Source organism: Kriegella aquimaris (genome assembly GCF_900103215.1).
Classification (GTDB): domain Bacteria; phylum Bacteroidota; class Bacteroidia; order Flavobacteriales; family Flavobacteriaceae; genus Kriegella; species Kriegella aquimaris.
Genome location: NZ_FNGV01000001.1, coordinates 730,388 through 742,471 on the forward strand (window position 1 = coordinate 730,388; position 12,084 = coordinate 742,471).

A 12,084-nucleotide genomic window follows, 5' to 3' on the forward strand; every position below is an offset into this window, starting at 1 on the left:
TTACTTTGTCGAGAATCTATATACCGTCTGCGAATTATAAGTCTCGCCTGGATTCAATATGACGGACGGAAAATCTGGTTGGTTAGGAGAATCCGGATAGTGTTCTGTTTCGAGACAAAAGCCACTTCTTTGGCCGTAGGTGCCTCCATTTTTTGCAGGAAGGGTCCCATCTAAAAAATTACCGGAATAAAATTGAACACCAGGCTCGTCAGTCAGTACCTCAAGAACTCTCCCGCTGGCCGGATGGTAAACGGTAGCGCCAAGGCGTACCCCTGAATTTTGGTCATTTAAAACCCAACAATGGTCGAAACCCCCGCCAATGGTCAATTGGTCGTTCTTCTTTCCTATATCTTCGCGTATGGTCTTTGGTTCGCGAAAATCGAAAGGGGTACCTTCGACGCTAGCCGATTTTCCTGTAGGAATAAGTGTTTCATCAACAGGTAGATATTTATCGGCATTAAGAGTCACCTCATGATCCAAAATAGTTTGCGAAAAATCTCCTGAAAGGTTAAAATAAGAATGGTTTGTGAGATTCACAATGGTCGTTTTATCAGTTGTTGCTTCGTACAACATCTTCAGACTACTGTCATTTGTCAAAATATAGGTTACAGTAACGTTTAGGTTTCCCGGAAAACCTTCTTCCATATCCTTACTTAAATATGTTAGTTTCAACGAGACAAAATCAGTTCCTTTCGCTACAGAAGGCTTCCATAATATTTTATCAAAACCTTTTAACCCACCGTGTAAATGGTTTTCGCCATTATTTAGGGCCAAGGTATATTCTGTATCCCCTATCGAGAATTTTCCTTTGGCGATACGGTTACCGTATCTTCCGATAATCGCCCCAAAATAAGGACTCTTATCAAGATACTGGTTGAATCTATTGTACCCTAAAACAACATCTTCTGCAACTCCATTTTTATCAGGGGCCTTCAATGAGGTTATGATTCCTCCATAAGTAATAATATCTACTTCAACCCCACTGTCGTTTCTAAGCGTATAGCGTTCAACCTTCTCTCCATCTGGAGTAATACCGAAAATATTTTTCGTAATACTTACCGTTTCCTTTTCAGGTTCCACTTCAACTTTAGCAGCTTCATCGTCTTTCTTTTCGGGTTTGCACTGAAGGTTTGCCAGGGCAAAACCCAATAGCAAAAAACTATAAGTAAAGTTTTTCAATAAATTCATTTCATCAAGATTTAGTTGATCCTATATACCACTCTCACCAGATTTAAAAGTTTTCAAGTCATATCTCTTAAATTTCCATCAAGTGAAATTCCGTAGCAGCACGGAAGATAAAAAAAATTATGAAAGCTAGGACCAAAATACTAGATTGGAATAGCAAACTTATGGTTTGTACCGCCACTAATCTTCAAAGGTGAATTCGGGTAATTTAATAAGCTCCCCTCCTTTTTGCGCAGATTCGTGCGCAAGTATGCCTACGCATGTAATATTTGCAGATTGTTTTGCATTCGGGTATGGCGCTTTCCCTGTTATCAAGGCGTTTACAAATTCATGCACCAAATGTGGGTGTGAACCACCGTGACCCGCTCCCTGTGTAAAAGAGAGATGTTGGTGTTCATCGGAATCGTAAACCCCTTTGGTCGTAAAATGCTGTATTTCTTTGGGTAACAATTTTGCAAAGTCGGGACTTTCAACTTCTTCCGGAATCTCAGGTTCTGGTTTTTTAGCGGTATGAACGACTAAAGGTTTTCCTTCAATCAGTGGCCATTCAACTGATTTCTTTGATCCATACACTTCAAAACTTTCCCGATATTGGCGGGCTACATCAAAAAGCGAACGATATACTTGGGCACTTAAATCGGAGTTTCGAAATTTAATATGGGTTGTTTCCACAGCATAGGGCGAGTTGTAGTTAGCAATCAATTCTTCCCGAATGGTACCCGAACCAAAACACGAAACGTATTCGGCCTCTCCACGTGTGAGACCTAGAACGGGACCAACGCAGTGCGTTGCATAGTGCATTGGCGGCAAACCTGGCCAATAATTCGGCCATCCGTCCATATCTTGTTGATGGCTTGCTTTTAAGAACTGTACCTTACCCAACGCTCCATTTTCATACAGTTCTTTCATATAGAGAAATTCCCTAGCATAAAGCACTGTTTCCATCATCATATAGGTCAATCCTTTCTCAGCTGTCAATCTAACAATTTCCTCACATTCTTCTACCGTTGTTGCCATTGGCACTGTACATGCAACGTGCTTGCCTGCCTTCAAAGCTTTTATCGATTGTGCACCATGATTGGGTATCGGGGTGTTAATATGTACCGCGTCGATTTCGGGATCTTCCAGCAGCTCATCAAATGAGGTATATCTTTTCTCTATACCGAAAGCATCGGCCAGTTCATTTAATTTAGATGCATTGCGTTGTGCTATGGCAATTAGATGAGCATTCGGATGTTTTTGATAAATTGGAATAAACTCGGCACCAAATCCTAGTCCGACAATAGCTATATTTATTTTCTTATCACTCATTGTTCCTTTTTTTATATTAAGCTTTGTTGAATGTTTCTTTTAAAAACCTGAGGCCTTCAGTAGCAAACTCATCTTGACTTTCCGCCAGATTTTTCCATATGCAAACAGCCCCGGCAAGTTCTTTAATTTCGGGAGTAAAACTTTCTATGACCATCGCCCCTTGATAATTGACATCATCGAGCCCCTTTTTTAAATCATGCCAAGGTGTCAAACCACTACCGGGAATACCGCGGTGGTTTTCTGAAACTTGTACATGTATCAATTTGTCTCCAACAGTTTTAATGGCTTCCCTAATATTTTTTTCCTCAATAGTCATATGAAATCCATCAAGAAGCACTTTGGCCTTCTCGTGGTTGATATCGGCTACCAGTCTCATAACATCTTCTGCGGTATTTACCATATCCGATTCAAACCGATTTAAGGGTTCTAAGGCAATGGATGTGCCGAAATTTTGAGCCGTTTCACATACTTTTCTCAAGTTGCTCACCGCCCGCTCCCACTCTATTTTTCGTTGTTCGGAAGATACCATTCTTGCTTTTCCAACTGCAGAATACATGGGTCCCGCTACAAAATCAACATTCCACTCGTTACAAAATTCAAAACATTTTTCGATATACCGAAAACAGGTTTCATGTACCTTAACATCATCATGGGTCAAGTCTTTCGTCGGCCCAAAAACGCCACAGACTGTTGGTGCCAAACCATGTTCGATCAGCGCATTGTTCACCACTTTGGCATCAATAAGTTCAGGGTTTTCTACTGGTATTTCTACTACATCAAAACCCATGGACTTAATCATTGGGAAAAGTGAAATTGATTCTGTAGTGAAGGGCGATTGCCAAAGCCATGTACTTACGCCATATTTAAGCTTGTTCGTCATCTTTCAAAATTCGTTTATCTATTTATTTGGAGCTACAACTTTCATAACGCCCTGCATAATTCTCCAATGCCCTGGAAACGTACAAATAAAAGGATACATACCTGGTGCATCGGGCGCTGTAAACCTGAGAACAATCTTTTCTTCAGGATTCACCAAAGCCGTTGCGTAAAGCACTTCATCCATTTTAGGAATGTAATTTTTCATGGCACCTGTCGGGTCAGCTGCCATTTTATCAGCGGCCGCACCAACCTTTTCTTTTTGCCCGGGAGCAACAATTACTAAATTATGCTGCATAAAATCTACATTTTCTAAAACAACTTCAACAGGCTTTCCTGCTTCGACCACAAATTCAGAGATATCGTACTTCATCTCATTTTTTACTGTCTTGATATGGACTACCGTTGCCTGATCATCAATATCGGACATTAACTCAACGGAAGACGCTGTTCTGCCCTTATAGGTCTTAGCGAATATTTCGGCAATGGAAGCATTTTCAAAAATGTTGTTTGAAGCTTTGGAAAAATCTTTCTCCACTTCATATTTCCAATTGCCAGCAAGGGAAACTTTATTTTTACCCTGTCTTATAAATAGTTCTTTTTTATTACCGTAAATACCTCCTTCACCGCCAGTATCCTCAACCTGAACAGCAACAATATTCACTCCTTGACTCAACAACCCTGAAGGAATCGTATAAACTCTTTTTTTATCATAGCTCTGCTTGGTTTCACCAACTTTTTTTCCGTTTATATAAACTACATCGGAATCGTCTATCGGTCCTAAAGAAATGGAACTGGATTTTCCTGCCATGGCTTTAGAGATGGCAAAGGATTTTCTGAACCAAACAATCCCATCCATTTGCAAACCTGCATTCTCTATAGTTTGAGGTAATTGCATGGTTTTCCAATCGGCATCATTATATGATTTCGATTCCCTTTGATTACTCACTTTTGACGTACTGCTAGCAACCGGTTCGGACTTTTCAAACTGTTCAATAAAACTAGTGGCATGTTTACTGGCCGCAATATAAACAGCCTTCGATAACCAATCATCATTAACAATATTGTCTTCTAGACTTAAATTATATAGTGATTTACCGATACGTGGAGATGACGGCCTTTCACTAAAATAAAGTAAAACGGCCAATTGTACTTGGGAATCCTTGTCATATAATACTCCGGATTTTAGCAGAGCTTCGTCAGATTGATCACTTTTTGGGAGCATTTGAACAGCCGCCTTACGAACGGATGAAGCTGCATGATACAATGCGCCTGCTACTACATTTTTTGCTTCTTTGTCTAAAGTTAATGCATTCAAACCCTCAATTGTCCAAAGGGCATGAAGCGCAGCTGGGTTCATTCCCTCCCCATCAACTATGGGATTATTGACCAGCTTGTACAGTTCTTTCAGCACATCTGTATTTCCACTTTCTACCAAAAGTCTTTGACCCGTCAATCTCCAAAACATATTATCATTCGAAAGTAAACTTAAAAGCTCACTTAGGTCATTTTTATCAACGGATATCTGATCATGAGCTACACCTGTTTTAGGTACAACTCTCCAAATACGTCCTCTCGATTTATCACGTAGGGGATTGATATAAGCATTTCCCTTTCCGTTTTCTGCATCATACCCTCCACGATCAGCACGAGGAGTAGGATTGTGTTGTACTATAAAATTGTACCAATCTGCCACCCAAACCGACCCATCTGGGCCAACTTTGGCCTCGACAGGAGAAACCCACTCATCGGAACCCGCAAACAAATTGCCTCCATCTTTTTCTACATATCCCGCACCTCTTTTCTCTATTTTGGCAATATGAACGATACCTCCCGTAGGTTCGCAAACAAAAGCTACTTTATTCCAGTACTTCTTAGGATAGTCGCGGGCAGTATAAAAGTGATGTCCCGCGGCAGCGGTAAACCCTCCGAAAACATCGACCTGTCTTATATTGGGCGTTATGGGCTGCATTGCATAATGCCCGTCGATTTTTGTACTTCCGGCTATCGTAATACCTTCTACCCCCTCAAAAGCAGCATTGGGAATGCCCACGAAAACACTGTGAGTATTATTGGCTGTTGAAGCAAAAATCGAATTGTCTTCGGTAATTCCTAAACCCCAAGTATTATTGCTGGTGTTGGTCAGAAACTCAAAATCTTTCATTTGTCTATCGAATCGGTAGACACCCTGACGAAACTCGTGATCTGTTCCGAAAATAGTACCTTTAAAACCAGAGTAACCCAATACCCCATATATTTTATTATCTATTCCATTCTGAAGATTAGATGGACCTGCATGGGTATCAAAAGTTCCCCAACCATCAATTATAACTTCCCTCACATCTGCTTTGTCATCGTCATCGGTATCCTTTAGAAATAAAAAGTGGGGAGCCTGTGAAACGATAATACCTCCATTGGCAAAAGTAAAACTAGTCGGAATATTCAATTTATCGGCAAATACCGTAACCTTGTCCGCTTTGCCATCTCCATCAGTATCTTCTAAAATCTTGACTTTATCGTCACCCAAGCCTTTCTCATCGCGAACCGTATTTGGGTAATCAACAGTTTCAATTACCCACAACCGCCCTTTCTCATCCCAATTCATAGCAATAGGATTGATGATATCCGGTTCGGAGGCAAACAGCTCCAGTTCAAAACCTGCTGGTACTTGAATCAGTTTTTTTGAATCTTCCGGGGATAATGGCAATTGATATTTGGGTGCCGGATCTCTTTTTTCATAATTGGGAATATTGGCCATCTCTTTGTACGCCAATTTTGGAATACTTTTAGCGAATTCTTCCCAATTTTTCTTTACGTTATCACTCACTGCCCACAGAATGCCTTCCTTTACCAAATTTTGAAACCCCGGATTCTGCCACGTACGCTCATCATGGCCATAGGCAGTATAAAAAACTTTTCCTTTCCCATAATTCTTAACCCATGTCCACGGTTCATGATGCTCGCCTTCTACCCGCTCCATTAAAACAGTGATATCATCAGCAATCTTATCGTGCACATATGTTTCATCCCATGTCGCAAACGCTTCAAATGATTGCATTATCGGATGTGCTTTGTCAACGATATTTGCCGTAAACGTGCCTGTTCCGTGTTCTTTGAACTGCCCTCCTACCAGATTGACATATTCTGGTGCGTCTTTAAAGCAAAAGCTGGAACAGTGCAAGGGAATAAATGCATTACCCTCGGCAACATAATCCATTAATGCCTTTTCTTGCTCAGGATGGCGATCTTCATGGTTGGCATAAATTATTACTCCATCATACAATTCTAAATTTTTCCTGTTTAAATCTTTTACATTTTCGGTATACGTAATATTAATGCCACTTTGTGTCAAAGTGGAAGCCAAAATTGGCATATAAACCCTAGAGTTATGATGCTCTTGAGCGTGCCCTAAGAATAATATCTCAATTCGTCTTGGCTTATCATCCTTGTTTTGTTTCTCGGTAGAATTACATCCTATTAACAAAAGACATATCAAAATGGAACGAAAAAAGGTAGTACAAAAAGCGTTCATTGTATAGCGTTATTTAAATCGTCATCAATTTTAGGAAATAATATACCACAAAATGAACTGTATTTCACCCAATACGACCTTTATTATATCATATTTTTAATAAAAAATCGGTTTAATTGGCATATTAGTGGTTTTATGAATTCAAACCTTTTAAATTTGAGTATTGTAATTAAACTGAAAAATTTGATACATGCTTTAAGAAAATCACCAATACCTCGAACACATGTTTTCGAAGTTAAGGCTTTGAAAGAAGCCATTTTCGAACCCAATTGGCACTTTCATTCCGAATATCAACTATTTATGGTCCTCAATGGAACTGGCACCCGCTTTATCGGAGACAACGTCAAGCATTTCAGAAAAGGGGATATCACCTTTACAGGCCCAAATTTGCCGCATCTCTGGCGAAGTGACAGCGAGGGCATCCCTTCCGAAAACACTGCTTGGTCGGAAGGAATCGTTGTCTATTTCCACGAGAGTTTTATAGGAACTGATTTACTGGAAAAGGAAGAAATGATTAAGCTCAAACAACTTTTTAAAAAGAGTTTGAGGGGCATCGATATATATGGCGATACTGCGAAAGGAGTACGAGATATGCTCCAAAATTTACTGCGCCTACAGGGTTTTGATAGCGTCTTAGAACTTCTAAAGATTTTAAATTGTATTTCGAAAACGACAGAATTCGAGATGTTGGCTAGTCCGGGTTATACAAATACATTAAGAGAAGGGGACACTGAACGCATGAACAATGTGTATGCCTATATCATGAAAAATTTTAAAAATAAAATTGTCATCGCAGAATTGGCTTCGTTGACCAATATGACCCCAACATCGTTCAGTAGGTATTTTAAGGTTCATTCAAACAAAACATTTTCAGATTTCATCAGTGAGATACGTATCGGCCATGCATGCAAACTACTCATTGAAAAAAGAGTGAATATTTCACAGGCTTGTTACGAAAGTGGCTTTCAAACCATGTCTAATTTTAATCGCCAATTCAAAGCAATTACCAACAGAACTCCGGCAGCATATAAGAAGCAATATGCCATGCGCTGATAAGGCTACAAAAATCTCATTTATCCTCGAGATAAAAAGAATTAACTTTGCCCAGATTATTTTTACAAAATTATTTGGGATATTGTCAAATTAGGCATAGAAAGCAATACTCCCCATTGATTTATGAATTATATTCTGTCATAAACCTGTAATTGAATGTTCGGTATCTTTAATAAGAAGAAGTTTTTAGTTGATTTTTTGGAAGGCTTAGTTGATATACATAACCATATTCTTCCGGGTATTGATGATGGGGCCAAGACGGTAGAGGAGTCATTGGAATTGATTAAAAATTTTTCGGATTTTGGCATTCGAAATTTTATTGCCACTCCACATATAATGCATAATTATTATCCTAATGACGCAAATACGATCAATACATCTCTGACCTTGCTAAAAAACGGTCTTTTGATGAACGAAGTCAAGGATGTATGTGTCAAAGCCGCTGCTGAGCATATGATAGATGCAAATTTTGAAACTATTTTAGAAAACAGAGGGATTATGCCCTTGGAAAAAAACTATCTCTTAATTGAAATGTCATACTTACAGGCATCAATCAATTTTGATGATGCCATTCAAAAAATAGCATCACATAGATATTTTCCCATACTTGCCCATCCTGAAAGATATGTTTATTTACATAATCGGATGGGCAAATATAGAAAGTATAAAGAAAAAGGTATCCTTTTTCAATTGAACCTATTATCCTTAAGCGAATTTTACGGCAAAAATGTGCAGCAAGCCGCTTTCAAACTTTTAGAGGAAGGTCTTATAGATTATGTAGCATCGGATGTACATAATATGAATCAACTTCAAAACCTCAAAGAAATTAGAATTACGCCTAAAATGCTTGACAAATTAATGCCAGTCATTGAAAGAACTATATACAACTTCAGTTAAAACTTCCACCATTTCTTAGTGGTCTTGCCATATCCGTAGCCATATTTACCACCATAACCTAGGTTGGATTCTTTTACGTCATTTACTACAAAAGAAAGTCCTTTCAATTTGCCTTCTTCCCTTAACTTCATAGGAAAGTCAACTACTTTTGATTCTGTAACCCCAGCTCTTGTTACGTAAATAATATGATCGGCATATGCACTGATTAATAAGGTATCGGTGACCACCATAAGTGGGGCAGTATCGACCACTACATAATCATATTGACCAGAGACCTCTTCAATAAGTTCTTTAACCCTATCACTCATCAACAATTCTGATGGGTTAGGCGGAATCTTTCCTGAATAAATAACGTCAATAGTATTTGTGTTAACAAGCATAGGATTGATAATATCTTTGACCGATAAAGAATCATCGTAAAGAAACTCCGTCAAACCAATATCACCATTTCTATTAGTCTTATTAAGCCTATCAACTTCTGTACTTGAGAAAAAGTTATATAACTTAGGATTCCTAATATCTGCTCCGATCAACAATACTTTTTTGTGTGTATTGGCGAAAATTATGGCCAGATTTGAAGCTAAGAAAGTTTTTCCTTCCCCAGGGACACTAGAAGTAACATAAATAACATTATTTCTACCCGAACTCTTGGTTTTAATCAAATAATCAAGATTGGTCCTTAAAATACGGAGCGACTCACCCAGCACCGATCTATCGTCCTTACGAACCATTTGACTATCTTTTTTCGACAATCTTGGAAGTTCAGCTAGTACTGGTATCTCATTATTAATCAATTTTTCTAATCCATTCTTACTATGTATTTTATTATCTAGAAGATCATTACCATAGATTACTGAAAACGGCAATAATAGTCCTAAAATCATTGATGCTAAATAAATCAACGATTTTTTAGGGGTGACAGGTGTAATTCCTTCTTGATAAGCATTATCTACGACTTTAGACTTAGCTGGGCTTGAGGCGGCAGCTATCTGAGACTCTTCCCTTTTCTGTAATAAATACAGGTATAAAGATTCTGTAGTTTGTTGTTGTCTAGTTATGTCTGTAAGTTCTCTCTGATTTTTAGGCGCCGAATATCGAATAGAATTCATGCGCGATAGTTGCCCCGACAAGTTGTTAACTTGCTGACCAAGATTTCTTTCCATACCGGCCAAACTAGACGTCATGGTTTGCTTGAGACCATCAAGTTCATTATCTAAACTAACGATCATGGGGTTCTGCGCATCGGCACTTTGCAACAAACGCTCTCTTGTCGCAACCAATTCGTTATATTTAGCCGTCGTTTGAGCTATAGTGGGATCGTTTAGACCGATATTACTAGGCAACCGCTCATAACCACTTTCATTTGAAACAAATTCCTTCACACCTGAAGCTATGTTTAGCTGCATTCTAGCATTATCAAGCTCTTGTCGGCTAGCGGTACCAACGTTCATGGCCAAGTTCGCCTCACTTGCAATATCGGTAATACCTTTGCTACTCTTAAAATCTTCAGCGTCTTGATCTACAGATGATAAGTCTGTGGAAATTTCATTTATACGCTCATCAATAAACGTTGATGTCTTGTCCGCTACCATTTGTTTGTCTTCGATGGCATTTTGATTGTACGTATAAATTAAGTAATCAATGATATCAATAGCTTTTTCCTTAATTGGATCGTTCAATGAGATATTAATTATATTCGAAAAATCATCAGCCGGAGAAACTATTATTTTCTGTTGATAACTTTCGGCCACCATAAAAAGAGGCTTCAGTTCGACCTTCAACTTTCTATTCATATATCCATCAAAATAGGGAAGGTTGGGTGTAATTATAATATCTCCTACCTTAGTGGGAATACTTTTTCCGTAAGAAAATATTTTTAACGGACTATCTTCTTCTTCACTAAACCCGAAAGTTGTCGCCGTGGAAAGTTCTATAAAAAATTCAAATTTTGAAGCATTGATTACAGAATCATTTGCTATAAAATTAATATTAAAAGGTCGGTTATTATAAAGCTCAGAATCTTTCACATTGCCAAGCGCAATAACTTTCACATTAAGTTTCAGGTCTTTGACTACCTCGATGAAATTAGACCTTGAGTTAAGGATTTCTATTTCATCTTCAACCTTATTTTTAGGTGCCCCTAGAATATTTAAATCTGAAAATGCAGAAAGTTCAGATCCGGAATTTTTATCTTCTAAAATCTGTATTTTGGCTTTAGCCGCATATTCAGGAGTTGTATACCTAATATAAAGAAAGGCAAGAACAAGCGCAAACAGTACTGATAATACAAACCATTTCCACTGCTTCGTATATGTTGTAATGATATCTTTTAAATCGATCTCATTATTAGAGAAACTCTGTGAATTTAAAGCCATTCGAACAATTTATAATTATAAAATTATTATGTTTTTTAATTTCTTGTAATAATCAATACGGTAGATGTAATCAAAATAGAAGCTATAGTGACCCATATTGAAGCCCGATTATCCAGAGCTGAAGCTGTAACAGCAGACTGGTTAGGTTCAATATAAACTACATCATTTTGTGTAAGATAATAAACCGGAGAGTTCAAAGCCTCTTTTTTAGTAAGGTCGATTCGGGTATAGACTTTTGTACCGTTAAAATCCCTTATAACCATTACATTTTCCCGCATACCTTTAATAGTTAAATCGTTTGCAAGACCAAGAGCTTCGAGAATTGTTATCTGTTCGCCGTTTACAGGATAAGTACCGGGTCTATTTACTTCACCTAGAACAGTTACAGTAAAGTTCTTAAGCCTAATATTGATAATAGGATCTTTTAAATAAGGTGCCAGTTTATCTTTCAACAACGCTTTGGTCTCTTCTGGAGAGAGTCCGGCTATTTTGAGACTGCCAATAACGGGGAAATCGATTTCTCCATTCTTGTCAATAATATAATCCACTTGTTCGGGTCGAATCCCACCTTCCGCAGCACCTTTATAAAGGTTAAAAGGCTGGCTAGCAACTGGATCATAGGTAGATACAACGATATTTACCACATCATCTATCTTAAACTTGTTGGTGTGTGAATTATCACTTACCATAGTTTCAAAACTGCTCGCATTTTGAAAGTATACCACGTCTTTTTTAGACGCACATGATGAAAGCAAAATAGTAGAAGTTAATAAAACAAGTGCAATAAACTTTATAGGGTGTTTTTGAAAAGCCATAATAATTTATAGTTAGGTGTTTATTTTAAAATGCAAGATT

Annotated in this window: 8 protein-coding genes; 2 read left to right on the plus strand and 6 right to left on the minus strand. The window is 38.1% G+C overall.

All coding sequences use genetic code 11. The annotated features are described in order from the left end of the window. From BLS33_RS03140 to BLS33_RS03155, 4 genes are all read right to left on the minus strand, one after another. The gene (locus tag BLS33_RS03140; RefSeq protein ID WP_089885182.1) at window positions 1-1,188 is read right to left on the minus strand and encodes an aldose epimerase family protein; all 1,188 of its coding nucleotides are present in this window, start codon (window positions 1,186-1,188) and stop codon (window positions 1-3) included. A 177-nt stretch (window positions 1,189-1,365) separates the two neighbouring features. After that, complete coding sequence (locus BLS33_RS03145; protein WP_089885185.1) at window positions 1,366-2,496, minus strand: Gfo/Idh/MocA family oxidoreductase; 1,131 nt, start codon at window positions 2,494-2,496, stop codon at window positions 1,366-1,368. Window positions 2,497-2,512: 16 nt separating this feature from the next. Beyond that, on the minus strand, window positions 2,513-3,376 hold the full coding sequence (locus tag BLS33_RS03150; RefSeq protein ID WP_089885187.1) for a sugar phosphate isomerase/epimerase family protein: 864 nt from the start codon (window positions 3,374-3,376) through the stop codon (window positions 2,513-2,515). Window positions 3,377-3,394: 18 nt separating this feature from the next. Further along, window positions 3,395-6,904 (minus strand): PVC-type heme-binding CxxCH protein, encoded by a 3,510-nt coding sequence (locus BLS33_RS03155; protein ID WP_089885190.1) that lies wholly within the window; start codon window positions 6,902-6,904, stop codon window positions 3,395-3,397. Between the two features lie 135 nt (window positions 6,905-7,039). Between BLS33_RS03155 and BLS33_RS03160 the strand changes: the two genes are divergently transcribed. Both BLS33_RS03160 and BLS33_RS03165 read left to right on the plus strand, forming a co-directional pair. Next, window positions 7,040-7,957 carry an AraC family transcriptional regulator gene (locus BLS33_RS03160; protein WP_089885193.1) on the plus strand — a complete coding sequence of 306 codons (918 nt, stop codon included), beginning with the start codon at window positions 7,040-7,042 and terminating at the stop codon, window positions 7,955-7,957. 156 nt (window positions 7,958-8,113) lie between these two features. Next, window positions 8,114-8,854, plus strand: coding sequence for a tyrosine-protein phosphatase (locus BLS33_RS03165; RefSeq protein WP_089885195.1), 741 nt, complete (start codon window positions 8,114-8,116; stop codon window positions 8,852-8,854). On the opposite strand, the gene BLS33_RS03170 is transcribed toward BLS33_RS03165, so the two are convergent. Together BLS33_RS03170 and BLS33_RS03175 are read right to left on the minus strand one after the other, a co-directional pair. Further along, window positions 8,851-11,229, minus strand: a complete 2,379-nt coding sequence (locus tag BLS33_RS03170; RefSeq protein ID WP_089885197.1) for a GumC family protein — start codon at window positions 11,227-11,229, stop codon at window positions 8,851-8,853. The two genes, BLS33_RS03165 and BLS33_RS03170, sit on opposite strands and share 4 nt — an antisense overlap. Window positions 11,230-11,264: 35 nt before the next feature. Beyond that, complete coding sequence (locus BLS33_RS03175) at window positions 11,265-12,044, minus strand: polysaccharide biosynthesis/export family protein (RefSeq protein WP_089885199.1); 780 nt, start codon at window positions 12,042-12,044, stop codon at window positions 11,265-11,267. Window positions 12,045-12,084 lie beyond the last annotated feature (40 nt).

Coding starts and splice junctions, on each gene's coding strand:
- BLS33_RS03175 (WP_089885199.1), bottom strand. CDS start 12,044: ATGGCTTTTCAAAAACACCCTATAAAGTTTATTGCACTTGTTTTATTA.
- BLS33_RS03140 (WP_089885182.1), bottom strand. CDS start 1,188: ATGAATTTATTGAAAAACTTTACTTATAGTTTTTTGCTATTGGGTTTT.
- BLS33_RS03150 (WP_089885187.1), bottom strand. CDS start 3,376: ATGACGAACAAGCTTAAATATGGCGTAAGTACATGGCTTTGGCAATCG.
- BLS33_RS03155 (WP_089885190.1), bottom strand. CDS start 6,904: ATGAACGCTTTTTGTACTACCTTTTTTCGTTCCATTTTGATATGTCTT.
- BLS33_RS03170 (WP_089885197.1), bottom strand. CDS start 11,229: ATGGCTTTAAATTCACAGAGTTTCTCTAATAATGAGATCGATTTAAAA.
- BLS33_RS03165 (WP_089885195.1), top strand. CDS start 8,114: ATGTTCGGTATCTTTAATAAGAAGAAGTTTTTAGTTGATTTTTTGGAA.
- BLS33_RS03145 (WP_089885185.1), bottom strand. CDS start 2,496: ATGAGTGATAAGAAAATAAATATAGCTATTGTCGGACTAGGATTTGGT.
- BLS33_RS03160 (WP_089885193.1), top strand. CDS start 7,040: ATGAATTCAAACCTTTTAAATTTGAGTATTGTAATTAAACTGAAAAAT.